Below are 26,059 nucleotides of genomic sequence, written 5' to 3' on the forward strand. Positions count from 1 at the left end.
TATCATTAAATAAACGGGCTTTTAAAAATTCTTTTATTTATTCTCGATGTAATCTACAAACTGGTCGAAAAGATAACGTGAATCATGCGGGCCGGGAGATGATTCAGGGTGATATTGTACTGAAAAGGCTTTTTTACCTTTTACACGAATACCTTCGATTGAGTTATCATTAAGATTGACGTGTGTTACTTCAATTTTATCTGATTTCTCGATATCTTCGGCAATAACACCAAATCCATGATTCTGAGAAGTTACTTCACAATGGTCAAGGATAACATTCTTTACCGGGTGGTTTAATCCTCGGTGGCCGTTAAACATCTTCTTGGTACGAATACCATTAGCCTGCGCTAACAACTGATGTCCAAGACAAATTCCAAATAAGGGTTTATCTGCCTCAAGAACCTTCTTAACTGTATCAATGGCATACGGCATAGCAGACGGATCACCAGGGCCATTAGAGATAAAATATCCATCAGGAGCCCATTTTTCCATTTCTTCAAAAGATGTTTTTGCAGGGAATACTTTCGCGTAAACATCGCGGTGATCAAAGTTACGAAGGATGTTCTTCTTAACCCCCAGGTCTAGTACTGCAATTTTGTGAGCAGCATTTTCATTACCATAAAAATAAGGCTCTTTGGTAGAAACCTGAGATGAAAGTTCTAAACCATCCATTGAAGGCACTTCTGCAAGTTTCTGCTTAAGCTCGTCAAGGTCGAGGATTTCAGATGAAATAATAGCATTCATTGCTCCCTTGTCACGGATGTGACGAACTAAAGAACGGGTATCTACATCTGAAATGGCAACGATATTCTCTTCCTGAAAATAATCCTGGATAGATTTATCAGACATCTTGCGGCTGTAAGTAATATTGAAATTCTTACAAACAAGACCTGAAATCTTAATATCACCAGACTCAACTTCGTCTTCATTAACACCATAGTTACCTATATGCGCGTTTGTGGTAACCATTATCTGCCCGAAATAAGACGGGTCGGTAAAAACTTCCTGGTATCCGGTCATGCCGGTGTTGAAACAAATCTCACCAGTCGTAGTGCCGATTTTGCCGGCAGCTTTTCCGTGGTAAACAGTTCCATCTTCCAGCAAAAGTACAGCAGGTAATTTGGTGTAATTAGTCATTTCTTAATTGATGTTATTTTTATTGTTAGTATTACTCTGATTATGGTCTCTTAACCATTCTACGGCGAACAAATCACTTCCATCTCCATAAGCTATAAGGAATTCTGATGCATCACGTTCTGCATCTTCTTGGCTGGAAAATAAATGGAAAAACTTTAAGTCCCCGTAAGAATTTCGGGCTTTAAACGGTAATAGACTGAAGCAATCGACTTCAAATTTCACAAGAGACAAAGGTATGCTTTTTATCCTTTTTTTAAAACCATTTTTTAAAATTCGAATTCTGCCTTGGTGTACCTTATCCCGATATGATTTATAATGTGATTCTACCCTTCATCTTTACTTCTGGTTTTCTACCTTTGAACTAAAATTATCTGGCAATGTCAATTAATAAAGAAGTTAGGCGCATTACTACTAATACAATCCAGGAAATGAAAATGAAAGGCGAGAAGATTGCCATGCTCACTTCCTATGATTACTCAATGGCAAAGATTGTGGACGAGGCAGGTATTGATGCTATATTGGTTGGGGACTCTGCTTCAAATGTAATGGCTGGCCACGAAACCACTTTACCAATTACTTTAGACCAGATGATCTATCATGCATCCTCTGTGGTTAGAGCAGCAAGCAGATGTTTGGTAGTGGTAGATCTCCCTTTTGGATCTTACCAGGGAAATTCTAAAGAAGCTTTAAACTCGGCTATCCGCATTATGAAGGAATCGGGTGCTCATGCTGTAAAGTTAGAAGGTGGCCAGGAAATAAGGGAATCAATAGACAGGATAATAACTGCTGGTATCCCTGTAATGGGTCATTTAGGGCTAACGCCTCAGTCTATCTACAAATTTGGAACTTACACTGTACGGGCTAAGGAAGAGGCTGAAGCCGATAAGCTGAAACAAGATGTACTTTCATTGCAGGATGCAGGATGCTTTGCCGTTGTTCTTGAAAAGATACCGGCGAAACTCGCAGAGGAAGTAACCGCAAGCGTTAAGATACCGACCATTGGTATTGGTGCTGGTCCGCATTGTGACGGCCAGGTTCTGGTTGTACATGATATGCTTGGTCTTACAAAAGGATTTCGGCCAAGATTCTTAAGGCAGTATTTGAACCTGTATGAGGAAATTAATGGAGCAGTGAAAGGTTATGTACAGGATGTAAAAAGCACTGATTTCCCTAACGAGAAGGAACAATATTAATGCGCATCTTTTTTATAATCGCGCAGAGCTTGACCAATTATCACTTGCTGGTGCAGGTTAAGTAAAGGAAGGCAGATTAATGCTATATAAAGAATACGCTTCACAAAGAGCTTGAAAACTACCTTCTTCAATTGAAACTCAAGCACCAGCTTTTCCGTAAATTATAACATGCAAAAAAGCTCTCAGACCGCATTTTCTGAAATTACTGACAAAGACATCTTATACGAAGACAATCATTTAATAGCTGTTAATAAAAGAGCTGGAGATATTGTGCAGGTAGATGAAACGGGAGATGATCCCCTGGATGAGAAAGTAAAAAGATACTTAGCAAAAAAATATAATAAACCCAACGGCGCTTTTCTTGGTGTGGTGCACCGGCTTGACCGACCAGTTAGCGGGGTTATTCTTTTCGCAAAAACAAGCAAAGCTCTTGATCGCATAAATGCGATGTTTAAGGGCCGGGAAATGAAAAAGACGTACTGGGCTGTGGTTCGAAACAGACCGAATCCTGAAGAAGGAAACCTTGTTCATTGGTTGGTGAAGAATCCGCAAAAGAATGTCACAAAGGCACATACCAAAGAGGTTAACGGAAGCTTACGTTCTGAGTTAAACTACAAATTGATCGGTGAATTAAATGGCTATCATCTTATTGAAGTCGATCCAATTACTGGTAGACCTCATCAAATCAGAGTTCAACTCTCAACTTTAGATTGCCCTATTGTTGGCGACAATAAATATGGCTATCCGAGAGGCAGTTTGAAGAAAAGCATATGCCTTCATGCAAAAAGGCTTCGGTTTATACATCCGATTAAAAAAGAACCGATAGACATAGAAGCCGCTCTTCCCAAAGATGGATTTTGGGATAAATTTGAAGTTTTCGCCTATAAAGAGGACTAAAATTTAAACTAAAAGTGGGCAGGCTAGTTAACATAAACTATCTTGCCTGCATGTTTAGGAGTTTCATAAAATTCTTCTTTAGCAATTACATCTCTTATATCATAAAAAGAGATTTTCAGTCCTTCCATTTCAATCCCGTTAAAACCGCTCCCGATAAAGCAATTCTCCTGATTGCAAACCATTTTTCATGGTGGGATGGGTTCTTGTTATATGAGCTTAACAGTCGACTTCTGAAGAAAAAGTTCCATGTACTGGTAACTGAAGAAAACTACAAAAAGGTTTTCTTTTTAAAGTACCTCGGCGCTATTTCTCTAAAGAAGCGATCACGGGAGATGCTTAGCACTCTGAACACATCAGGCAACTTATTGAATGACCCGGACAATCTTATACTTATTTTTCCGCAGGGTAAACTAGGGTCAAACCATGTAGACGAAGTGGTGTTTGAGAAAGGGCTAACCAATTTAATAAATGCATCTGATAAAAATTATCAATACCTTTTTTCTGCTATGTTCGTTGATTATTTTGATAAACGTAAACCCTCCGTTTGGTGTAAGCTAAAGCAAGTACCGGCAAATGAGTTAGAGGGTTTATCAATGATCATGGAATTCTATAACAAACATTATCAGGAATCGCGACAGCAGCAAAGTCGCATTACAGTATAAGCAATGCTAATATTTTATGTAGTATTCTTCTTTCTAATTATCCGCTTTACGGTTACGTTATTTAATTTTATTTCGAATCCTAAACTTCCTAAATCCCCAAGAAAGTACAACGAGCTTGTCTCGATCCTTATACCCGCACGAAATGAGGAAGAAGACATTATAAACTTACTTCAATCGATCCAATTACAGGATTACGAGAATTACGAGGTGATCATTCTTGATGACAATTCTGAGGACGGGACATATAACAAATGCGAGGTTTTTTGTGAGAAAAACGAAAAGTTCAGGGTGATCAGAGGCCAGGACCTTCCTGAAGGATGGCTAGGTAAAAATTTCGCCTGCCATCAATTGGCAGGTCAGGCGAAAGGGAAATACCTTCTTTTTTTAGACGCAGATGAGATAATTAAAGAAGGTCTTATTAACAATTCAATTCACCGAATGAAGTTAGGAAGGCTTGCTTTGCTAAGTCTGTTTACTAATCAGCAAATGGTAACTTTGGGTGAATGCATAGTAGTACCACTAATGCATTTCATCTTACTAAACTCCCTCCCGTTGCGTTTGGTAAAATTATCAAAAAGAACCTCTCTTGCTGCTGCAAGTGGACAATTCATGTTTTTTGATGCAGCAATATATCATAAGCATTCCTGGCATGCCCAAGTTAAAAGCCATGTGGTAGAGGACGTTGAGATAATAAAGCTTGTAAAGGCCTATCAATACCATACAGAGTCGTTACTGGGGAATGGATATATTTATTGCAGGATGTATAAAAGCTATGGGGAAGCCTTAGAAGGTTTTAGCAAGAATCTCCTTGCAGGTTTTAATAATAATATAGCAGGTCTGATCTGTTATTTACTATTAGTTATAGTAGGGCCTATCTTTATTCTAATGTACCTGGATATTCAACTATTATTCTTTGCTATGACTTTAATAATTTTAAGCAGAATTATGATTTCATTAGCTAGTGGACAGAATGCTTTCTTAAACATCATTCTTCATCCTTTACAGATGATTTCATTTGTAATCATTGCCATCCTATCTATCAAAAAAAGCCTTTCATCAGAAATAAGCTGGAAGGGAAGAATTATCAAATCATGAAGTTTTCGCAGACCCGCATTTGCGGACTACTAGTTGTTCTTTTTTATACTGTCGGCTTTTTCGGGCTAAACAGTACTATGTCCGTAGAATTGTTCAAAGAGCTTGTTCCATTTCACCTTTTGTTGATGTTTGTACTGATCATTATCAGTCACAAAAACCAAAACAGGGCATTCTGGACATTCGTGACTGTTACGTATATCGCAGGATTCCTGATTGAACTGGCAGGAGTTAAAACAGGGTATATTTTCGGAGATTATAATTACGGTCCTACGCTAGGTTATAAAGTGTATGACATCCCTTTGATTATCGGTGTAAACTGGGTTCTGATGGTATATTCTACAGGAGCTATCCTTGCAAACCTTAAGATTAAAAACAGGATTATTCTTGCCTTATTTGGCGCAGGGATTCTTACTATTGTCGATCTCCTAATCGAACCTGTAGCAGTAAAATTTGATTACTGGAGTTGGGCAAACAATGAAATACCACTGCACAATTCAATTGGCTGGTTCCTTTTTTCATTCCTGATGATGTCTGTCTTTTACATGCTTCAGTTTGAAAAAAACAATCGTGTAGGATCTATCTTATTTATTATACAAGCGTTGTTCTTCCTTGGTCTTAACATCGCAATAATCTAAAAAAGAGTATTTTTGCATTATGGGATATAATCTGGCAGTAACGATTGATAAAGATTCTGGATTTTGCTTTGGCGTTGTTTATGCAATTGACATGGCTGAGGAAATTTTGGAAGAGGACGGGTATTTGTATTGCCTTGGAGACATTGTTCATAACGATGAGGAAGTAGCCCGCTTGAAAGCTAAAGGACTGAGGATAATTAATCACTCAGACCTCGAGTCTTTAAGTAACGAAAAGGTATTGATCAGGGCACACGGAGAGGCGCCCGAAACTTACAAAGTTGCACTGGAGAATAATATCACCCTTATTGATGCTTCGTGCCCCGTGGTTTTGAAACTTCAAAATCGTATAAAGAACTCTTATGATTCAGGGGAGAAGATTCTGATTTTTGGAAAGCACGGACATGCAGAGGTGATCGGGCTACAAGGCCAGACCAATGGCGAAGCTTTGGTTTTCCAGGATTTGGAAGAACTTAACAATGTTGAGCTCCCCGGTAAATTCACGTTATATAGCCAGACCACTAAGAGCACTGATAAGTTTTATAAAATTAAGTCAGATTTACTGGAAAGAGGCTACGAGGTAAAAGCGAATGATACCATCTGCAGACAAGTCTCCAACAGATACGATGATCTTAGCACTTTTGTAAAGAACTTTGATAAGATTGTTTTTGTATCTGGTAAGAAGTCCTCTAATGGAAAGGTACTTTACGACGTATGCAAGAAACACAATGATAATACATTCTTCATATCTCAACCTGAAGAGCTTAATATTTCAATGTTCAACCCAAGTGAAAAAGTTGGCATCTGTGGTGCTACTTCTACCCCTATGTGGCTAATGCAACAGGTAAAATCCTTATTGGAAAGCTATTAGAAAACCAAACCTGCTTTAACCAGGTTTAGCATTGTATGAGACCTGCTAAATACACCGGTGTTTTTATCGCACTATTGATCATAACTTGCTGGTTGGTATCTCTGGCTTTTCTGCTACGAACTGATATTTCTTCAACTATATGGCTTGTACTGCCGGCCATACTCTTTCAGACTCACCTTTATACAGGGCTATTTATTACCGCTCATGATGCAATGCACAGGACAGTTTCGCCCAATAGGACTATAAATAATAGTATAGGTTCACTTTGTACTGCTTTATATGCTGCCTTCCCGTTTAAAAAACTTAATAGCAAGCATCATGAACATCACAAACATGTGCATACAGTTAATGATCCGGATTTTTACGAAGGAAAGTTTTTACGGTGGTACTTCAAATTTATCAAAGAGTATATATCCATTTGGCAGGTGGTCTTTTTAGCGATAGTTTTTAACGTGCTTAAACTTTGGTTTGAGGAAAAAAACATTTTCCTTTTCTGGGTATTACCGTCCTTGCTTAGTACGCTACAATTGTTCTATTTCGGAACATGGCTTCCTCATCACGGCGAGCATCAGAATAAGCACTATTCAGCATCCCAAAAGAAAAATCACTTCCTTGCCTTCATTTCCTGTTATTTTTTCGGCTATCATTACGAGCATCACGACTCACCAGGGACTCCGTGGTGGCGACTTTGGAAATTGAAAGAATAATATAGCCTGGAAATTGCTTAGGCTAACCTTATGAAAATTGTGTTTCTTAAGTAAAAAGCTTTCGCTTCCTGCAACGTTCAGAAATGTCATTTTATATTTGCAAAAATTTCAAAAAGCCGTTTAAAGGCTTATAGAGCAGCAGTTCCAACAACGATGAGAAAACAAGGAGTATTATTAGTAAACCTGGGAACACCAGACAGTCCATCAGTGTCAGACGTACGAAAGTACCTAGATGAGTTTTTGATGGATGAACGTGTTATTGATATCCCCGTTATCAACCGTACACTTCTTGTAAAAGGGATCATCGTTCCATTCCGCGGCCCTAAATCAGCCAAAGTTTATAAAGAGGTGTGGTCAGACAAAGGTTCTCCCCTACTCTATTATAGTGTCCGTCAGCAAGAACTTTTGCAGGAGAGGTTGGGCAATGATTATTATGTTGAGCTTGCTATGCGATATCAGAGCCCATCTATTGAGTCGGCATTGGAAAGGTTGAAGAAAAAACAAGTTTCTAATATCAAAGTTATCCCTCTTTTCCCTCAATATGCGTCAGCTTCAACTGGTTCCGTGAATCAGAAGATCATGGAAATAGTAAGCAAATGGCCTACCATTCCAGACATTTCTTTCATCAGTTCATTCCACGACAACGAGGGAATGCTTGAAGTTTTTGCACAGAATGCAAGGAAATACGATCCTGAAAACTTCGACCATATATTGTTCAGCTTCCATGGCTTACCAGAGAGACAATTGACAAAAGCAGACGATTCTGGCAAATATTGTCTTAAAGCTCCTGACTGCTGTTCTCGTTTTAACGATGCAAATAGAATGTGTTATTCTGCACAGTCGCATGATACGGCAAGATTACTAGCTGAAAAACTGAATATTCCAAAGGAAAAATATACCGTCTGCTTCCAATCGCGCCTTGGAAATTCTCCATGGAAAAAACCCTATACCTCGGATGTTTTGAAGGATCTTGCTGCAAAAGGGGCAAAAAGACTACTGGTTTTTAGTCCGGCATTTGTTGCCGATTGCCTGGAAACCTTATACGAAATTGTAGTTGAATACCATGAAGAGTTCCGAGCTCTTGGTGGTGAAAAAGTACAACTGGTTGAAAGCCTAAATGATGATCCAAAATGGATCGAGGCTTTAGAAAAAATGGCAAGGGGGAACTAGCTTCCCTCACATTTTTCCTTCTATATATTTTAATATAGTGGGGGTAGCTCCTTTTGATGTTTGCACATAATTTCCCGCCGCAGATCCAGCTTTAATTCTAAAATCTTCATTTTGAAGTTTTGCCATTATCTCCGTTAATTCCTTATTCGTGCTGATAGAGAACCCTCCACCATTTGCTATTAGTGCTTTAGCCTCAAGAAATTTGCTGTAATTAGGCCCAAAGATAACAGGCATTCCAAATGCAGCGGCTTCGAGAGTGTTATGGATACCTACACCAAAACCTCCCCCTATATAAGCTATCTTCCCATATTGGTACAAAGATGAAAGCATTCCGATGTTGTCGATAACTAAAACTGACTTGTCTTGAAAGGCTTTATGTAGTTGACTTGAACCTTGTAAATCTTTAATTCCCGAATATCTTACAACAGAATTGTTTGGTAATAATTCTATCAAAGCGTTAATCTTATCATCTCTAATTTCATGGGGTGCGATAACGAATTTCCAGTCAGGGTATGTTGAAACTAATTCTCCAACTAGCTTCTCGTCAGGTGGCCAGGTACTTCCGGCAACGAAAACTTTAGAATTATTACAAAACTGTTCAACCAATTCAAACCTGTTCGGCAATGCTGCATTCTCTGCAACTCTATCGAAACGGGTATCTCCACTTACGGTAACATTGTTTAAACCAATGCCCCGAAGCAGGTCTTGGCTGCCTCCGTCCTGAACAAAAAAATGAGTTATGAAAGAAAGTATTCTTCTGTTAAAACTTCCATACCATTTGAAGAAAGGCTGTTTGGGTCTGAAAATTCCGGAGATAAGATATAACGGTATGTTGTTTTGGTGCAGTTGCCTGAAATAATGATACCAGAACTCATATTTTGTAAAGATTGCTATCTCCGGATTAACAAGCTTCAAAAATTTACGGGCATTGGAAGCAGTATCTATAGGCAGGTAAAAAATGTAATCCGCACCAGTATAATTCTTTCGTAGCTCATACCCCGAAGGCGAGAAAAAAGTGATTAATATTTTCCTATCAGGATAGTGTTTTCTCATTTCTTCTAACACCGGCCTTCCTTGTTCAAATTCGCCTAAAGAAGCAAAATGAAACCATATTTTTTTAGATGATGGATCTACTTTTGAAGCAATACTATCAAATATCCCTACCCTTCCATCAAACCATAGCTTTGCTTTTTTATTAAAATATTTTAAAATAAATATAAAAAAGTAGTATATTTTGATGCCAAAATTGTAAAGAATGAGCATGATAATTATTTAAATATTTTATCTTCGCCGAAAATACTGTTAAATCTCTTAAAAAAAACTCGACATATGAAAATTGCAGTAGTTGGAACAGGTTATGTAGGTTTAGTAACCGGAACATGCCTGGCAGAAACCGGTAACACGGTTACCTGCGTTGACATCAATCAAGAAAAGGTTGAAAAGATGAAACAAGGCCAGATTCCTATTTACGAACCAGGACTTGATATCTTATTCCACCGTAACATCGAGCAAGGCAGGCTGAAGTTTACAACAGATCTTGCTGAAGCAATCCTTGAAGCGAAAATTATCTTCTTAGCACTACCAACTCCTCCGGGAGGCGATGGTTCGGCAGACTTAAGCTTCGTTCTTGGTGCAGCGAAAGACATCGCAAAACTTATCACTAATTACAAAGTGGTTGTTACTAAATCAACTGTTCCTGTAGGTACAGCAGACAAAGTAAAAGCTGTGTTCACAGCGAATACTTCGGTTGAAGTTGACGTTGTTTCAAATCCAGAATTCTTACGTGAAGGTGTTGCAGTGGAAGACTTCATGAAACCAGACCGTGTAGTGGTAGGATCAAGCAGCGAGAAAGCTAAAAAATTAATGGAAGAGCTTTACGCTCCTTACGTTCGTTCAGGAAACCCTATCTATTTTATGGATGAGCGTTCTTCTGAGCTAACCAAATATGCAGCTAACTCTTTCCTTGCAACAAAGATCACTTTCATGAACGAAGTTGCTAACCTTTGTGAATTAGTTGGTGCTGATGTTGACCAGGTTCGTCGCGGAATTGGTTCTGATGCCCGGATCGGTAAAAGATTCTTGTTCCCTGGTGTAGGTTACGGCGGAAGCTGTTTCCCTAAAGACGTTCAGGCTTTAGTTAAATCAGCTGAAGAAGCACAATACGATTTTAGCATATTAAAATCTGTAATTACAGTTAATGAAACTCAGAAGACTGTAATCGTAGAGAAAATGCGCAAATACTACAAAGGAGAACTAGCAGGCAAGAAATTTGCAATGTGGGGTCTTGCTTTCAAACCTGAAACTGACGATATCCGTGAGGCACCAGCTTTATACATCATTGATGAATTAGTAAAAGAAGGTGCTGAGATCGTGGCGTACGATCCGGAAGCAATGGACAACGTTAAAAAACTAAAAGGTGATGTGATCAGTTATGCTCATGATCCTTATGAAGCGCTTGAAGGTGCAGATGCTTTAATCATCGTAACTGAATGGCCTTTATTCCGTACTCCTGATTTCGACAAGATCGAAGCTTCATTAAAAGCTAAAGTTATTTTTGATGGTCGTAACCTTTACGACATCCAGAAAATGATTGATTGCGGATACTACTACAACAGCATCGGCCGTAAAGTAGTTGAAACATTAGCTACAGACGATCTTGCACCAGTTTCAGAAGTAAAATAAGAAGGAAGCATAATGGCAAGAAAACGTATACTTATTACCGGTGCTGCCGGGTTTCTGGGTTCACATCTGTGTGACCGGTTTATAAAGGAAGATTTCCATGTTATTGCAATGGATAATCTTATTACTGGTGACTTAAGAAACATTGAACATCTTTTTCCTTTAGAAAACTTCGAGTTTCAACATCACGATGTTTCTAAGTTTGTTCATGTGGCTGGTCAGCTTGACTATATTTTACACTTTGCTTCACCGGCAAGTCCTATTGACTACTTAAAGATTCCTATTCAAACCTTGAAAGTTGGATCGTTAGGTATTCACAACTTACTCGGATTAGCTAAAGATAAAAAAGCAAGGATCCTTATTGCATCCACTTCGGAAGTTTACGGAGATCCTAACGTTAACCCTCAGCCAGAAGAATACTGGGGTAACGTTAATCCAGTTGGACCTAGGGGAGTTTATGATGAGGCAAAACGCTTCCAGGAAGCAATTACCATGGCTTACCATACGTTCCACGGTGTTGAAACACGAATCGTTCGTATCTTTAATACTTATGGTCCAAGAATGCGCTTGAATGATGGAAGGGTATTACCTGCCTTTATCGGTCAAGCTATCAGAGGAGAAGATCTGACAGTATTCGGTGATGGATCTCAGACCCGTGCGTTCTGTTACGTTGACGATTTGATAGAAGGTATCTACCGATTATTATTCTCTGACTACGCATACCCTGTAAATATTGGTAATCCAGACGAAATCACCATTCGTGAATTTGGTGAGGAGATCATTAAATTAACAGGAACATCGCAAAAGTTGATCACGAAACCACTTCCAACTGATGATCCGAAGCAAAGACGTCCGGACATCACCAAAGCTAAAGAGCTTTTAGGTTGGGAACCGAAGGTATCAAGATCAGAAGGTTTGAAGATCACTTACGAGTACTTCAAATCATTGCCACCTGATTTACTTGAGAAGGTTGAACATAAAGACTTTTCAACTTACAATAAATAAAGAATAAGCGGCTGCTTCTGGTGGCCGCTTTTTATGCTTTATATACCACTGAATAAACTTAAACATAATATGAGTAAAATTTTAGTAACAGGAGGAACTGGTTATATCGGTTCGCATACTGTTGTTGAACTTCAAAATGCAGGTTACGAAGTTGTAATTGTAGATAACCTTGATAATTCAAGTATCGAGATTCTTGATCAGATCACTAAAATTACAGGAAAGAAACCTCAGTTCTATAACCTGGACCTATGTGATGAAGCAAAAGTAGTTGAGCTTATTCAGGACAATCCTGATATCACTGGAGTAATTCACTTTGCAGCTCATAAAGCCGTAGGCGAGTCGGTAGCAAAACCGCTTAAATATTACAGGAACAACTTTTTTTCGTTAATCAACCTGTTAACGGCTTATACAGGCAAGGATGTTAATTTCGTTTTCTCATCTTCTTGTACTGTGTACGGTCAGCCAGATAAATTACCAGTTACAGAAGAGGCGCCTGTTAAAAAGGCTGAATCTCCTTATGGTAATACTAAGCAAATTGCTGAAGAAATTCTGGGAGAAGCAGCTTCTGTTAATCCTAACTATCATATCATCTCCTTAAGATATTTTAATCCGGTTGGTGCTCATGATTCTGCTTTAATCGGCGAACTTCCAATTGGTGTTCCTCAAAACCTTGTTCCATTCATCACTCAAAGCGCAATTGGTAAAAGAGGTCCGATTACTGTTTTCGGTAGCGATTACAATACCCCGGATGGCAGCTGTATTCGTGATTATATACACGTGGTGGATTTAGCAAAAGCACACATTGCTGCTCTTAAACGCCAGGAAGAGAATAAAATGTCTGGTAATTTCGAGATCTTTAATGTTGGTACAGGTAAAGGGAGCTCAGTACTAGAGGTTATTAAAGCATTTGAAGAAAGTACCGGAGTAAAGCTTGACTATAAGATCGGTCCTCGTCGCCCGGGTGATGTTGAGCAAGTGTGGGGAGATGTAAGCAAAGCAGAGACGGAGCTAAGTTGGAAAGCTGAACTAGGCCTTGAAGATATGATGAGATCTGCATGGGCTTGGGAGCAATACATTAAAGATCACCCTTTTAGCTAGAAGAAGTTTCGTGGAGCAACTTCTTTGCTCCATTGAACTTTTTTATCTTTAGATTTATCAAATCAGGATTTGAGATGACCTCTCAAATCTCATATTCCAAACATGAAGAAAATACTTATTACAGGCGGAGCAGGCTTTATTGGCTCACACGTTGTAAGACGCTTTGTTAACACTTATCCTGATTATCAAATTGTTAATCTTGATAAATTAACCTATGCAGGAAACCTGGCCAATTTAAAAGACGTAGAAAGCAAACCCAATTATCAATTTGTAAAAGGAGATATTGTAGATGCTGACTTTATTGATAATCTATTTGATCAGGAGAATTTTGACGCGGTAATTCATTTAGCCGCAGAATCTCACGTTGACCGCTCAATTGCAAGTCCTATTGATTTTGTAATGACGAACGTGGTAGGAACGGTAAATCTTTTGAATGCTGCGCGTAAAAGCTGGAAGGGAGACTATTCATCCAAGCGCTTTTATCACGTGTCAACGGATGAAGTATATGGAACACTAGGTGAAGACGGTATGTTTACAGAGGAAACAGCCTATGATCCACACAGTCCTTATTCCGCTTCAAAAGCAAGTTCAGATCATTTCGTTCGTGCCTACTACGATACATATGGGATGGATGTAGTTATTTCTAACTGCTCTAACAACTATGGATCACACCATTTCCCTGAGAAGTTGATTCCTCTCGCTATTAACAACATTAAACACTCTAAGCCTGTACCGGTATATGGCAAGGGTGAGAATATACGCGATTGGCTTTGGGTTGAAGACCACGCCAGGGCAATTGATGTTATATTCCATAAAGCAGCCTCCGGCACAACTTATAATATTGGCGGACATAACGAGTGGAAAAACATCGATTTGATTCGCTTGTTATGTAAGATTATGGACAAGAAACTGGGAAGAGAATCTGGAACTTCTGAGCAATTGATCACGTTTGTAACAGACAGGGCTGGACATGATTTACGTTATGCCATCGACTCAACCAAGCTTCAAAAAGAATTAGGTTGGGTTCCAAGTCTTCAGTTTGAAGAAGGTTTAGAGAAAACAGTGGATTGGTTCCTGCAAAATGAGGAGTGGCTAAATGACGTTACATCAGGACATTATCAGGCTTATTACGAAGAACAATACGTTAATCGCTAATGCTGTTCAACTTATTTAAGAAGAAAGAAAAGAAACCCGAAATAGATTTTTCCTCCATAAAAACAGATATTCACTCACACCTGATCCCAGGTATTGATGATGGAGCTGCTACTATGGACGAATCCATCATCCTTATTCAAAGGATGATGGATTTTGGTTTTAAAAAGATTGTGACCACCCCTCACATTATGGCTGATTATTATCGTAATACATCAGACATTATCTTGCGTGGTCTAGATGCCGTGAGAGAAGAATTGCATCAAAGAAATATCGCTGTAGAGTTTGAAGCAGCTGCTGAATATTACCTAGACGAGACTTTTGAAAATAAATTGGAGAAAGGGGATATCCTGACGTTAGGCGGAAAATACGTACTGTTCGAATTATCCTTCGTTAACTATCCTAAAAACTTATTTGAAGTGATCGAAAAGATCCAGGATAAAGGCTATACTCCAATTTTAGCCCACCCGGAGCGTTATCCCTACTTAGGTGGAGAATTGGAGAATTATCAACAGATCAAAGAAAGTGGGTGTTACCTGCAGTTAAATATTCTTTCTCTCGCGGGATATTACGGAAAGCCTGCTCAAAAGATAGCTGAGAGTTTAGCAGAGAATTATTTAATAGACTTTATCGGAAGCGATCTCCACCGCTCTAAGCATGCTGATGGATTATACCAGGCGCTTAGCACGCCTTATGTTCATAAGCTGCTTACCGATTATCAGCTTCAAAACGAACTTATTTAGGAGGCAAAAGACCTTTGTCTCTTAATATTTCTCTGACCTGTTTGCGAATAGCGAGCATCCTGCCTGTTAAAACTCCTGCAGCTATACTTGAAGAGAAGGCAGGCAAGGCCGCACCATGTATCCAATGTCCAAAGATCCAGCGGCGGGAGAGCGAGAAGCAAATGGAGAGAATAAGAACTATTATTCCAGCCCTGTCTAGTTTTGCCATTACTTTACCTGTTACCTCATGCCAATGGACATTAGCATACCGCCCGGTAAAAGATCCGATAGCGAATCCAAGACTTATTCCGACCAGGACTAAAAGAGGATTGATAATGGATATAAAAATATCATAAATGATTATACCAGCGAGTATACTGAGAACTATAGCAAACCTTCGCAAACGAAATACCAGTTTTCGTTGAACATATTTTTTACTTATATCTCTCGTTTTACGTCGGATTATCAAAATAGAAAATAAGCTGGTGATAGATTTAAATAAAAAAACCCGGAACTTGTTTTCAAATTCCGGGTTTGTGCTATTAATACCTTGCTAACTTAGACTGAGAAAGAGGTTCCGCAACCACAGGTTTTTGAAGCATTTGGATTATTAAAGGTAAATCCTCTTGAATTCAGGCCATCTTGAAAATCAATTTCCATTCCGGCAAGATACAAACCATGTGCTTTATGCATATAGATCTTAATTCCGTCTACATCATAGATTTGATCTCCATCTTTAATCTGATCAAAACCCAAGATGTAGTTCATGCCTGCACATCCCCCACCTTCAACACCTACCCGCAATCCAAACTCGTCTCCAAGTTCCTGCTGATCTTTTAATTTACGCAATTCTTTTTTCGCTCCTTCAGTAAAAGAAACAGGTATAATTGAAGTTGTAGTCTCCATACTATCTCTCAATGAATGTTTTGTCTGTTACTTATTTTATTGAAACAATCGTGTCGATTCAAGTTTTATTCTTAAGCTGAATAATCAACCCTGATGTTTCTTTATTTAGTACAAATATAAGGTAAATTGCAGACTTTTGTCCGGGTAGTCTGTATATGACCCTTAGTTAACAAATTCACATTATGATCTCTGTATTACCGTTTTTACTTGATATCCTGAAATTAATTATAGCTGGATCGGCAGTGTTTTTCATCGCCTATAACATGCTTAAAGCAGAGTTTGACAAGAACAGGCAAATGAGAATCCTGGACTTAAGAAAGTCTGCTCAGGGAACCACATTACCCTTAAGACTACAGGCTCATGAGCGCATAGTCTTGTTCATTGAGCGAATTAACCCTTCTAGTCTTTTAGTACGCACACACGCCCCCGGACTTACGGTAGTTCAAATGCAGCAAATGCTTACCACAGAAATTCAAAATGAGTTCCAGCACAATGTTACCCAACAAGTTTATTTGAGCATACAAGCTTGGGTAATGGTTAGAAGACTAAAAGATGATACAATCAATCTTATCAATCAAAGTGCTAAAACTTTGGAACCTGAAGCTCCTTCTCTTGATTTAAGCAAGTTAATCCTAACACATATGGCATCCCTGGAGGATAATCCTTACGATGCCGCATTAGCACTAATAAAGGCTGATATACAAGAGATCTTCTAAAGCAGATATGACCTGTCTGAAAAAAGTGTCTCTTTTCAGTTTAAGCATAATCTTAGTATGCCTGGGAAGCTGTGCAAAAAAAGTATCTGTAAAAATAGTGGATAAAAACCTTTATCCAATTACACCCACTCTTCCACAAGATTCTTCAATCCTTGCATTTTACAAGCCTTACAAATTGCAGATCGACTCGCAAATGAACACTGTAATTGGATGGGCAGAAAATGATATCAAAGCTGCCAAACCAGAGGGGGCACTAAATAATCTTATGGTGGATGCTATGGCAAAAGCGGCCGCGAAGAGGGGCATTGCCTTCGATCTTGTTCATACTAATTACAAAAGTCTTCGTGTTCCGATACTAAAAGGAAATATAAAGAGGTTTAAAATATTCGAGTTGATGCCTTTTGAAAACCTATTAGTAACGGTGAAGATGAGCGGGCTACAAGTTAAAGAGCTTTTTGATTATATCGGTGACCAGGGTGGAGACCCTATAGCTGGAGCCAGGTTTGATATATCAGGAGGTAAAGCGGAAAATATATTAATAAATGACAAACCTTTAAATCCCTCAACAGTATATACCATTCTCACCAGCGATTATGTTGCTAATGGAGGAGACGGTGCATTAATGTACTCGAAAGCTACTGACCGTAAAGAATTTCCAGTAAAGGTTAGGGAAGCTCTTCTAGAGTATATAGGAGAAGAGACTAAAGCAGGAAGAATGGTTAAGCCTAAGATTGAAGGAAGAATTAGAGTTGGAAAGAAGCAAGGCAATGAATAGAAGAACCTTCATCAGGAATACCCTTACAGGTTCTGCAATGCTGGCATTGAGCCTGCAATATAATAACCTTTATGCAAAAGATGATTTTGTAAAGATAACGATCCTTCATACCAATGATGTTCATAGCCGTATCGACCCTTTCCCGATGGATGATAAGAATTATCCTGGTCGCGGAGGGGTTGCTCCAAGAGCAGCCTTAATTAAGAAAATAAGAACTGAAGAAAAGAATGTAATGCTGTTTGATGCCGGAGATATTTTTCAGGGTACGCCTTATTTCAATTTCTTTGAGGGCGAATTAGAATTGAAACTTATGAGTCTACTTGGTTACGATGGTGGGACCATGGGTAATCATGACTTCGATAATGGCATTGAAGGCTTTGAGAAACAGATCAAGCATGCAAAGTTCCCCATCATCACATCAAACTATGATTTCTCAGATACAATTTTGGCAGGGAAGACCAAGGAGTTTGAAGTCTATATAAAGGATGGAATTAAAATTGGGGTATTTGGATTGGGGATTGACCTGGATGGACTGGTTAATAAACAGCAATACGGGAATACAAAATATTTGGACCCAATCGAAAAATCGCAATACTGGGAAAGCTATCTTAAGAAAGAGGAGAAGTGTGACTTTATTATCTGCCTATCTCACTTAGGTTACAAATATCAAAACAACAAGGTCTCAGATATTGTAATTGCGAAAAATACGCGGTATCTTGACCTGATCATTGGGGGGCATTCGCATACGTTTCTTGATATGCCGGATGCAGTGAAAAATCTAAATTCAAAAAGTGTGATAATTAACCAAGTTGGCTTTGCTGGCTTGAATCTGGGACGTCTGGATTTCGTGTTTGAAAGGAATACAGGAGCTAAAAAGGGGTATACTTCTGCTGTTGAACCAGTTACTACTTATTTGAAAAATTAGTTTAAGAAGCAGATTTTTTTTCGAATATTCGGGGTTCAGAATTGTGCCTTCCGGGTATTTTTTGGTTAGTTGTAAATCAGATTATTAGAAATAAAACATGGAAAAAACTTGTACAGGTGTATGGGAAAATTGCCTTCAAATCATAAAAGACAATATTCCACCGCAAAGCTACAAGACTTGGTTCGACCCAATCAAGGCTTTGCGTTTGGAAGGAAATGTCTTGACCATACAGGTGCCAAGTTTGTTCTTTTATGAGTGGCTGGAAGAGCATTATGTTGGGCTCTTACGCAAGACTGTTAAGAAACAGTTAGGCGAAGAAGGTCGACTTGAGTACAATATTGTTGTTGAGAAATCATCAACAAATAAGCCTTACACAACAAACATGCCTTCAAACGGCAATGGGTCAGAAGCTAAGAATCAATCTATGCCAGTACCTGTTGCATTGAACAAGGACATTAAAAATCCTTTTGTAATTCCAGGATTAAAGAAACTGCAGGTAGATCCTCAGTTGAATCCTAATTATTCGTTTGAAAATTTTGTAGAAGGGGATTGTAACAGGTTAGCTCGCTCTGCAGGTTATGCAGTTGCCGGAAAGCCAGGAGGTACTTCATTTAATCCGTTAATGCTTTACGGAGGTGTTGGTTTAGGAAAAACTCACCTTGCCCAGGCAATAGGAAATGAAATCAAAAGAAGTAATCCTGATAAACTGGTTATCTACGTTTCCTGCGAAAAGTTCTGCCAGCAATTTGTTGACTCTTTAAAGAACAACACGATCAATGATTTCGTGAACTTCTATCAAGCCATGGATGTGATAATCATGGATGACGTTCACAATTTTGCAGGTAAAGAAAAAACTCAGGATATTTTCTTCCACATCTTTAACCATCTTCATCAATCAGGCAAGCAGGTTGTATTAACTTCTGATAAAGCACCTAAAGATCTGGCTGGTTTAGAAGAGAGATTGTTAAGCCGTTTCAAGTGGGGACTATCAGCTGATCTACAGATTCCTGATCTGGAGACCAGAATGGCAATCCTTAAAAAGAAAATGTATACTGACGGTATTGATCTACCGGGTGAAGTAATTGAATACGTAGCTCACAACATTGATAACAATGTTCGTGAACTGGAAGGAGCGATGGTTTCATTGCTTGCTCAATCTACCTTGAATAAGAAAGAAATAGATTTAGCGTTAGCTAAGTCTATGTTGAAAAACTTTATTAAGAATACTTCGAAGGAAATTTCAATGGATTACATCCAGAAATTAGTTTGCGAGTACTTCGAGGTACCGGTTGAGATGGTGAAATCAAAAACCCGTAAACGTGAGATCGTTCAGGTTCGTCAGATTTCTATGTATTTAGCGAAGGCTCATACTAAAACTTCATTAAAGTCTATAGGGCAGTTCTTCGGAGGAAGAGATCACTCAACTGTGATCTACGCTTGCCAGACGGTTGAAGATTTGATTGACACTGATAAGAAGTTTAAGGGATACGTTCACGATATTCAGAAGAAGCTTAAAATGAGCTAAAAACTCGTCACGTTCTTCAATAAAAAAACCAGCTACTAATAATAGCTGGTTTTTTGTTTTATAGATACTGAATAATTTTATCTGCTATCTTTCCTGCTTAAAACCTGAACGGTATCTCCCACCTTTATTATACCTTCATTTAATGCAATAAGATTCTGTCCAAACATTACTTTACCATTAACAGTACGGTATTTTGCTAATGTAGCCAAAGGTTCCTTCCCCTTAATTGCTGTTTCCTGATCAACGGTAGTAAGCACACAACGTGCACAAGGTTTAGCAACCAAAAATCTAACCTCTCCTATTTGAATTTCATCCCAGGTATCTTCCTCGTAAGGTTGTGTTTCTGCAACTACTATATTGGGTCTAAAACGGTTCATAGGAACAGGATTATTCAACCTTACATTTAGATCATCCAAAGATCCCTGGCCAATCAGTAAAAAAGGAAAGGCATCAGCAAAACTAACCTGCTCTCCATTCTTCGCGTACCGTTCATCAACTGATCTTCTGAAGTCCTCAGGTTGATAAACCAGTTTAACGGGCTTCTTTAGATACTCGCTAAACCATTCATCAAGCGCAGCGGTCGAGGTAACAGCCGGTACAAAATCGTCCCATACGCTAACTGTAATCTCTTCCCTCGTTGTATAAAAAGGAACATCGATGGAGTCTCCAGTAAGCTTATTTTTTACGAGGATGGATTGATCTGTAACAGTAGTCTGAAGAAGGGCGAGTTTATGTTCTACACGTTGAGTAATGAATCGCCCTTCTTCATCAACCAGCATGAATCTCCGGTCGTGCTCAAAGCCTTTTTGAAGAGCTTTTCCCCTTTGTATACGGATTCCTCCAAGGGATTTTATTGGATAGATAAATAAGTCCTGAATATTCATTGAAGGTGCAGTGTTAAGCAACAAAACTACAGTCCTTTAATGAATATTCAAGATAAAGAGATTTAAATTCTGAAATAACCGGATGTTAACTAAGCTTTACCTCGCCTAGTTTAGTCAAGCCATAAAAGATAGAACTTGTATGCAATGCCTGGCCGAACTTATTTTCCAGGAGTAATTGTTTCAGCTCATCGAGGCTAACAGTAAAAACTTCTATTTCCTCTGCTCCATCCAAGCTCTGTTCAGCTACCTTTTTACCTCCCTTTGCAAGAAAGCACCAGGTTTTATTAAAGGAAGTGGATGGGTTGGCATAGATAGTAGATACTAACTCCACTGAGTCAAATTCATATCCGGTCTCTTCAAGCAACTCTCTTTTAACCGCTTCTTTCGGATCTTCACCCTCGTCGATGCAGCCTCCAGGAAGTTCCAGTATAACTTCACCAGCTGCATGTCTATATTGTCTTATCAGGATTACCTGGTTATCTTCAGTTAGAGCCAGAGCATTTGCCCAATCGGGATATTCGAGTACATAATAATCAGGGATTATAGTGCCGTCAGGCATCTTACATTCGTCGACGCGTAAGGTTGCCCACTTTTCTTTTACAAGGTATTTTGAAGATAATTTTTCCCAGTGCAGGTGTTTACTCATATTGAAGGTTACTTAAAAACTTGTCTAGTTGCTCTCTGCGATGTAAGTTCTCAAAAGATTGCTGATGATATTCGATTTCAAGTGTATTGAGAACAAGAGCCACTTTATGAGCTACATTCAGTATCTCTGGCGTTTCAGTGAAAGGATAAATGCTCTCAAACAATATAGATCCAAGCAAATTTAACCTTTCTGCTGAAAAATTTTGCTGCTTAAGCCACTCTTTAAAGCCCTCCAGATCATCTTGTTCCAGCTCTTCGCGCTTTAATCCAAATTCCTGAAGCAAAGTTTCATTTGCGATATTCATCGCCTGATCTACATCTCCATCGTTTTTTAAGCCAATAATCCGAGCCAGCACTTGAGAAAGTTTCTGAAGCTCTGCTTCTATAAAGTCCTTTTTAAACATGTTTGTTAATATAAAATATTAGTAATAACAATAGATCTGCCATTAAGTGCTACCAATCTCCACTTGATCCTCCGCCACCAAAGCTACCACCCCCGAAGCCGCCAAAGCCGCCTCCTCCACTGCTTCCTCCTCCTCCTGAGAATCCACCCCAGCCACTACCGCTGCTTCTTCCCATTTGAGATCCCATTAATAACCACCAGAAAGGACTAGCACCCCCGCGACCGCCGATGACTTTACCACCGCCACCGCCGCCGCCTCTTCTCGATATAAGGATTGCAATAATAATTATCACCAAAATTCCGAAAGGAAAACCACTAGATCCACCATTCCCCCGTCTTCTCGGCTGATCATTTTTATACTCGCCCTTGGTTGCAGCAATAACGGCATTCGTTGCTTTATCTAAGCCTTCATAATAGTTTGCAGCTCTAAAATTAGGCTTTATCTCATTTTCAATGATGCGTTTAGTAATTGCATCGGGAAGAGCTCCTTCTACTCCATATCCAGTCTGAATAGCGACCTTCCTATCTTCAAGTGCGGCTAAAATAACCACACCATTATTTTTTTTAGATCCTACTCCCCACTTTTCACCAAGCTCGGCAGTATATTGATTAATGTCATATACACCAACAGAGCGCATCAAAACTACAGCTACCTGGGTTGAAGTTGAATCATCAAAAGCTACCAGTTTTCGTTCCAGGTTCTCAATTTGGTTTGGAGTAAGAGTTCCGGTATAATCATTCACCAACCGGTTCGGTTTTTCAGGAAAGTCCTGGCCAAATGATGAAGTGGCGAAAACCAGAACGAAAGCAGTAAGAGCAGCTATCTTTTTTAAAATCATTTTTGAAAGGTCAAATCACATGTACGAAATATCATTAGGAAGCTCATTCTTGTCTCCGCTTTGATTGGGAAAATAGTGCTTTAACTCCTCTCCCGCCATTTTAATCCCAATGAGAATTCCATCAACCAGATTACCTGATTTGAAATGATCTCTCATTTCCTCCTTGGTCTTATCCCAAAAGTCATCAGGCACAACCTTATTAATTCCCGCGTCACCAATGATAGCGAACTTATGATCTTCAACAGCCATATAAATTAATACTCCATTTCGAAGAGCAGTTTTATCCATACCTAACTTCGCGAAATAATTTGCAGCCCGATCAAGTGTTGGTTCAGAACAGTGTTTCTCTACGCAAAGTCGGATTTCTCCTGATGTCAGGGCTTCTGCAGTTTCAATTGCCTCCCTGATCCGTTCTTCTTCATTGTCAGTAAATAGCGCCATCATTATAGCTTAACTTGTTAGAACTGAACCGTAGGAGCTTTCTGAGCACCCGCTTCTGCCTGGAAGTATCCTTTCTTTTCAAAACCAAACATACCGGCGAAAATATTATTAGGGAAAGTCCTAATCTTCGAATTGTATTGCTGGGTTACTTCATTAAACTTCTGGCGCTCAACTGTAATCCTATTCTCAGAACCTTCAATTTGCGCTTGTAGTTCCAAGAAATTCTGATTTGTTTTAAGATCTGGGTAATTCTCGGTTACCACAAGCAATCGCCCTAAAGCTGTACTCAGTTCACCCTGAGCTTGTTGGAATTTTTGAATATTTTCAGGAGTAAGCTTGTCTGGATCTACCTGAACAGAAGTAGCTTTAGCTCTTGCTTCAATAACTCTGGTTAAGGTTTCCTGCTCTTGTTTCGCAGCACCTTTTACAGAGTTCACCAGGTTAGGAATAAGATCGCTCCTTCTTTGATATACGTTTTGAACTTGTCCCCATTGTGCCTGAACCTGCTCATCCAGCTGAACCATGGTATTATAGCCACATGAAGAAAGAGAAAGGACTCCAAAAAGAGCAATTATTCTAAAAAGCGTTTTTTTCATTTTCAATGTTGTTATGGTTAAAAGTTTTTCAATTTAATACTTAGATATCAATTTCCGTACCTTTGTTACTATCCAGGATAAAAACCAGGCGAATACATGATCAAGGAACTCGAACTAGTACTTCTACCAGAAGAAGTATCGGATGAATATATCTTAACTAAGAAAGCTTCAGAAAGTTTAAAAACCAGCCTTAAACGAATCAAATCAGTAAAAGCATTAAAAAGATCTATAGATGCCCGGGGAAAAAAAGTGGTATTTAGAGTAAAGGTTAGTGTGTTTATTGACGAGGAGCCAGTACCTGAAGTTTTTTCAGTTAATTACCCTAATGTGGCAGACAAAACGCCGGTAATTATTGTCGGAGCAGGACCTGCAGGTTTATTTGCTGCCATTCGGTGTATAGAGCTTGGATTAAAACCGATCATTCTGGAAAGAGGTAAAGATGTAAAACAACGAAGAAGAGATCTTGCTGCAATCAATAAACAAGGAATAATAAATCCGGAATCCAATTATTGTTTTGGGGAAGGAGGAGCAGGCACGTACTCTGACGGGAAGCTCTACACCCGTTCAAATAAAAGGGGAGATATTAATTATGTATTGCAGACCTTAGTAGCTCATGGGGCCACGGAGGATATAATGGTTGATGCCCGGCCTCATATTGGTACGAATAAACTTCCTCAGATAATTACAGCGATCAGAGAAAGTATATTAAATGCAGGAGGTGAAGTCCTTTTTGATCAGAAAGTAACTGAATTAATAAAAGAAGGGGCAGTAATAAAGGGTGTAAAAACAGTGGAGGATACTAAATTCTTTGCTGAAGCTGTCATCTTAGCAACAGGTCACTCGGCCAGGGATATCTTTTACATGCTTGAAAGGCAGGCTATCCTATTGGAAGCAAAACCTTTTGCCTTAGGTGTAAGGATTGAACATCCTCAGGCAATAATTGATCAGGTCCAATATCATTGTGATGCTCGCGGTCCTTATCTTCCACCGTCGTATTACAGCTTGGTAGAACAGGTAGAAGATAGAGGAGTTTTTTCATTCTGTATGTGTCCCGGAGGGATAATCGCACCATGCTCTACTGATTTCGATGAGATCGTTGTAAATGGATGGTCACCGTCAAAAAGGAACAATCCCTATGCTAATTCAGGGACAGTAGTTCAAATTAATCTCGAAGATGTTAAGGGTTCAGACACTGATCCCTTCAGGCTATTAAACTTCCAGGCAGAGACAGAGAAGAAAGCCTTTTTAGCTGGAGGAGGCCGACTTGTGGCACCTGCCCAACGTATGGTTGATTTTGTTGAAGGGAGGGTATCGACAGTCCTGCCAGATAACTCTTATCTCCCTGGCACCCTGAGTACAAGCCTGGGGGAAGTTTTACCTTCTATGGTATATGAAAGGCTAAGAAAAGCATTACCAGCCTTTGGAAAGAAAATGAGAGGCTATTTTACCAATGAAGCAGTGCTGGTAGGAGTTGAGTCAAGAACATCTTCTCCTGTCAGAATTCCCAGAGATAAAGAGAACCTGCAGCATCCTCAAGTTCAGGGATTATTTCCATGTGGAGAAGGAGCAGGCTATGCGGGAGGAATTGTGTCAGCAGCGATAGATGGCATGAATTGTGCAGCAGCTGCATTGAAACTGGTAAAAGGATAATAAATATGGCAAAGAAAACTTTGGTATTAGGGGCCACTCCAGATCCTGGGAGATACGCCTACCTTGCTTCTAACAAGCTGGTAAACTATGGACATCCTATTGTTAATGTGGGGTTAAAAAGAGGGGAAGTTGCAGGAGTGCCAATTGAGAAGCCTGAAACCATTCATAATGACATTGATACTGTCACTTTATATGTTGGGACAGCAAATCAACACTCATTATATAACTATATTTTAGATACAAAACCGAAACGTATAATATTCAACCCTGGTACGGAGAATTCAGAGCTCGAGCGACTGGCAAGGGAAAAAGGAATCGAAACGGAAAGGTCTTGTACCTTGGTGATGCTTTCTATAGGCAATTACTAGAAAAAGGAACTTAATTTTGACCAGTACACCCTATTGTACTGGTTTTTTTATGCCTTCCTTACGGTACGTATGCTATCGCTTATGGCGGTGGGTCGTTTCGCAAAATCTCTTTATTGATGATGAATGCTGATAACATGTTTTTAGGTTTGCTAGCCTTTAATTATTCAGAGAAGCAGCAATAAAAGTAGGGATTGATTAAAAGTTATACTGCCCTCAAACGAAAAAAGCCCTATCAGTTACCTGAAGGGCTTTTGTTTAAAAGTTGGCACCGACCTACTCTCCCACATTTTACTGCAGTACCATTGGCTCTGGCGGGCTTAACTTCTCTGTTCGGAATGGGAAGAGGTGGACACCGCCGATATAGGC

General features: G+C 39.2%; 29 protein-coding genes and 1 rRNA gene. 19 read left to right on the top strand and 11 right to left on the bottom strand.

From position 1 onward, the window contains the following. Window positions 1-33 precede the first annotated feature (33 nt). A complete protein-coding gene (gene carA / locus J4N24_RS19430; RefSeq protein ID WP_207535390.1) occupies window positions 34-1,137 on the bottom strand; it encodes a glutamine-hydrolyzing carbamoyl-phosphate synthase small subunit in 1,104 nt (367 codons plus the stop codon). Window positions 1,138-1,514: 377 nt separating this feature from the next. Here carA and panB point away from each other — a divergent pair, with 377 nt between their 5' ends. The 8 genes from panB to hemH all read left to right on the top strand — a co-directional run bounded on the left by panB (window position 1,515) and on the right by hemH (window position 8,364). Beyond that, window positions 1,515-2,330, top strand: a complete 816-nt coding sequence (gene panB, locus J4N24_RS19435) for a 3-methyl-2-oxobutanoate hydroxymethyltransferase (RefSeq protein ID WP_207535391.1) — start codon at window positions 1,515-1,517, stop codon at window positions 2,328-2,330. A gap of 168 nt (window positions 2,331-2,498) precedes the next feature. Continuing rightward, a complete protein-coding gene (locus J4N24_RS19440; RefSeq protein WP_207535392.1) occupies window positions 2,499-3,227 on the top strand; it encodes an RluA family pseudouridine synthase in 729 nt (242 codons plus the stop codon). Window positions 3,228-3,277: 50 nt separating this feature from the next. Continuing rightward, window positions 3,278-3,889: a 1-acyl-sn-glycerol-3-phosphate acyltransferase gene (locus J4N24_RS19445; RefSeq protein ID WP_207535393.1), complete on the top strand. Its 612-nt coding sequence runs from the start codon at window positions 3,278-3,280 to the stop codon at window positions 3,887-3,889. 3 nt (window positions 3,890-3,892) lie between these two features. Then, window positions 3,893-4,984 carry a glycosyltransferase family 2 protein gene (locus J4N24_RS19450; RefSeq protein ID WP_207535394.1) on the top strand — a complete coding sequence of 364 codons (1,092 nt, stop codon included), beginning with the start codon at window positions 3,893-3,895 and terminating at the stop codon, window positions 4,982-4,984. After that, on the top strand, window positions 4,981-5,619 hold the full coding sequence (locus J4N24_RS19455; RefSeq protein WP_207535395.1) for a carotenoid biosynthesis protein: 639 nt from the start codon (window positions 4,981-4,983) through the stop codon (window positions 5,617-5,619). The genes J4N24_RS19450 and J4N24_RS19455 overlap by 4 nt, the downstream gene beginning before the upstream one ends. A 19-nt stretch (window positions 5,620-5,638) precedes the next feature. After that, the gene (locus J4N24_RS19460; protein WP_207535396.1) at window positions 5,639-6,487 is read left to right on the top strand and encodes a 4-hydroxy-3-methylbut-2-enyl diphosphate reductase; all 849 of its coding nucleotides are present in this window, start codon (window positions 5,639-5,641) and stop codon (window positions 6,485-6,487) included. 35 nt (window positions 6,488-6,522) lie between these two features. Then, window positions 6,523-7,194, top strand: coding sequence for a fatty acid desaturase (locus J4N24_RS19465; protein ID WP_207535397.1), 672 nt, complete (start codon window positions 6,523-6,525; stop codon window positions 7,192-7,194). A 153-nt stretch (window positions 7,195-7,347) separates the two neighbouring features. Continuing rightward, window positions 7,348-8,364 (top strand): ferrochelatase, encoded by a 1,017-nt coding sequence (gene hemH / locus J4N24_RS19470; protein WP_207535398.1) that lies wholly within the window; start codon window positions 7,348-7,350, stop codon window positions 8,362-8,364. Between the two features lie 6 nt (window positions 8,365-8,370). Here hemH and J4N24_RS19475 read toward each other — a convergent pair whose 3' ends face one another. Then, a complete protein-coding gene (locus J4N24_RS19475; protein WP_207535399.1) occupies window positions 8,371-9,627 on the bottom strand; it encodes a 3-deoxy-D-manno-octulosonic acid transferase in 1,257 nt (418 codons plus the stop codon). 66 nt (window positions 9,628-9,693) lie between these two features. Between J4N24_RS19475 and J4N24_RS19480 the strand changes: the two genes are divergently transcribed. From J4N24_RS19480 to J4N24_RS19500, 5 genes are all read left to right on the top strand, one after another. Next, window positions 9,694-11,046, top strand: coding sequence for a UDP-glucose dehydrogenase family protein (locus J4N24_RS19480; protein WP_207535400.1), 1,353 nt, complete (start codon window positions 9,694-9,696; stop codon window positions 11,044-11,046). 12 nt (window positions 11,047-11,058) lie between these two features. Continuing rightward, entirely contained in the window at window positions 11,059-12,048 is a 990-nt protein-coding gene (locus tag J4N24_RS19485) for a UDP-glucuronic acid decarboxylase family protein (protein WP_207535401.1), read from the top strand. 69 nt (window positions 12,049-12,117) lie between these two features. Continuing rightward, window positions 12,118-13,146, top strand: coding sequence for a UDP-glucose 4-epimerase GalE (galE, locus tag J4N24_RS19490; protein ID WP_207535402.1), 1,029 nt, complete (start codon window positions 12,118-12,120; stop codon window positions 13,144-13,146). Window positions 13,147-13,248: 102 nt separating this feature from the next. Next, on the top strand, window positions 13,249-14,301 hold the full coding sequence (rfbB, locus tag J4N24_RS19495; RefSeq protein WP_207535403.1) for a dTDP-glucose 4,6-dehydratase: 1,053 nt from the start codon (window positions 13,249-13,251) through the stop codon (window positions 14,299-14,301). Beyond that, on the top strand, window positions 14,301-15,041 hold the full coding sequence (locus J4N24_RS19500) for a tyrosine-protein phosphatase (RefSeq protein WP_242691739.1): 741 nt from the start codon (window positions 14,301-14,303) through the stop codon (window positions 15,039-15,041). The genes rfbB and J4N24_RS19500 overlap by 1 nt, the downstream gene beginning before the upstream one ends. Here the strand turns inward: J4N24_RS19500 and J4N24_RS19505 are convergent. Together J4N24_RS19505 and J4N24_RS19510 are read right to left on the bottom strand one after the other, a co-directional pair. Then, window positions 15,034-15,489 carry a hypothetical protein gene (locus J4N24_RS19505; protein WP_207535404.1) on the bottom strand — a complete coding sequence of 152 codons (456 nt, stop codon included), beginning with the start codon at window positions 15,487-15,489 and terminating at the stop codon, window positions 15,034-15,036. The two genes, J4N24_RS19500 and J4N24_RS19505, sit on opposite strands and share 8 nt — an antisense overlap. 89 nt (window positions 15,490-15,578) lie before the next feature. Then, window positions 15,579-15,926: a HesB/IscA family protein gene (locus tag J4N24_RS19510; protein ID WP_207535405.1), complete on the bottom strand. Its 348-nt coding sequence runs from the start codon at window positions 15,924-15,926 to the stop codon at window positions 15,579-15,581. Between the two features lie 182 nt (window positions 15,927-16,108). On the opposite strand from J4N24_RS19510, the gene J4N24_RS19515 reads away from it, so the two are divergent. The 4 genes from J4N24_RS19515 to dnaA all read left to right on the top strand — a co-directional run bounded on the left by J4N24_RS19515 (window position 16,109) and on the right by dnaA (window position 19,867). Continuing rightward, a complete protein-coding gene (locus J4N24_RS19515) occupies window positions 16,109-16,642 on the top strand; it encodes a DUF7935 family protein (RefSeq protein ID WP_207535406.1) in 534 nt (177 codons plus the stop codon). Window positions 16,643-16,649: 7 nt separating this feature from the next. Then, window positions 16,650-17,417 carry a 5'-nucleotidase C-terminal domain-containing protein gene (locus J4N24_RS19520; protein ID WP_207535407.1) on the top strand — a complete coding sequence of 256 codons (768 nt, stop codon included), beginning with the start codon at window positions 16,650-16,652 and terminating at the stop codon, window positions 17,415-17,417. Beyond that, on the top strand, window positions 17,410-18,342 hold the full coding sequence (locus J4N24_RS19525; protein ID WP_207535408.1) for a bifunctional metallophosphatase/5'-nucleotidase: 933 nt from the start codon (window positions 17,410-17,412) through the stop codon (window positions 18,340-18,342). Before J4N24_RS19520 ends, J4N24_RS19525 begins: the two co-directional genes overlap by 8 nt. Before the next feature lie 97 nt (window positions 18,343-18,439). Then, window positions 18,440-19,867, top strand: a complete 1,428-nt coding sequence (dnaA, locus tag J4N24_RS19530) for a chromosomal replication initiator protein DnaA (RefSeq protein ID WP_207535409.1) — start codon at window positions 18,440-18,442, stop codon at window positions 19,865-19,867. 77 nt (window positions 19,868-19,944) lie between these two features. Here the strand turns inward: dnaA and J4N24_RS19535 are convergent, their stop codons facing one another. From J4N24_RS19535 to J4N24_RS19560, 6 genes are all read right to left on the bottom strand, one after another. Continuing rightward, the gene (locus tag J4N24_RS19535; protein ID WP_207535410.1) at window positions 19,945-20,751 is read right to left on the bottom strand and encodes an MOSC domain-containing protein; all 807 of its coding nucleotides are present in this window, start codon (window positions 20,749-20,751) and stop codon (window positions 19,945-19,947) included. 85 nt (window positions 20,752-20,836) lie between these two features. Continuing rightward, window positions 20,837-21,397, bottom strand: a complete 561-nt coding sequence (locus tag J4N24_RS19540; protein WP_207535411.1) for an NUDIX hydrolase — start codon at window positions 21,395-21,397, stop codon at window positions 20,837-20,839. After that, window positions 21,390-21,800 (bottom strand): hypothetical protein, encoded by a 411-nt coding sequence (locus J4N24_RS19545; RefSeq protein WP_207535412.1) that lies wholly within the window; start codon window positions 21,798-21,800, stop codon window positions 21,390-21,392. The genes J4N24_RS19540 and J4N24_RS19545 overlap by 8 nt, the downstream gene beginning before the upstream one ends. Window positions 21,801-21,849: 49 nt before the next feature. Next, window positions 21,850-22,638, bottom strand: a complete 789-nt coding sequence (locus J4N24_RS19550; protein ID WP_207535413.1) for a TPM domain-containing protein — start codon at window positions 22,636-22,638, stop codon at window positions 21,850-21,852. 15 nt (window positions 22,639-22,653) lie between these two features. Next, on the bottom strand, window positions 22,654-23,082 hold the full coding sequence (locus J4N24_RS19555; protein WP_369806244.1) for a TPM domain-containing protein: 429 nt from the start codon (window positions 23,080-23,082) through the stop codon (window positions 22,654-22,656). Between the two features lie 14 nt (window positions 23,083-23,096). Beyond that, entirely contained in the window at window positions 23,097-23,675 is a 579-nt protein-coding gene (locus tag J4N24_RS19560) for a LemA family protein (protein ID WP_207535414.1), read from the bottom strand. 96 nt (window positions 23,676-23,771) lie between these two features. Between J4N24_RS19560 and J4N24_RS19565 the strand changes: the two genes are divergently transcribed. Together J4N24_RS19565 and J4N24_RS19570 are read left to right on the top strand one after the other, a co-directional pair. After that, complete coding sequence (locus J4N24_RS19565) at window positions 23,772-25,325, top strand: NAD(P)/FAD-dependent oxidoreductase (RefSeq protein ID WP_207535415.1); 1,554 nt, start codon at window positions 23,772-23,774, stop codon at window positions 25,323-25,325. A gap of 5 nt (window positions 25,326-25,330) precedes the next feature. Then, window positions 25,331-25,693: a CoA-binding protein gene (locus tag J4N24_RS19570; protein WP_207535416.1), complete on the top strand. Its 363-nt coding sequence runs from the start codon at window positions 25,331-25,333 to the stop codon at window positions 25,691-25,693. A 260-nt stretch (window positions 25,694-25,953) separates the two neighbouring features. Here the strand turns inward: J4N24_RS19570 and rrf are convergent. After that, window positions 25,954-26,059, bottom strand: a 5S ribosomal RNA gene (gene rrf, locus J4N24_RS19575); the annotation flags it as partial.

It is taken from the genome of Desertivirga arenae (genome assembly GCF_017355785.1).
Taxonomy (GTDB): domain Bacteria; phylum Bacteroidota; class Bacteroidia; order Sphingobacteriales; family Sphingobacteriaceae; genus Desertivirga; species Desertivirga arenae.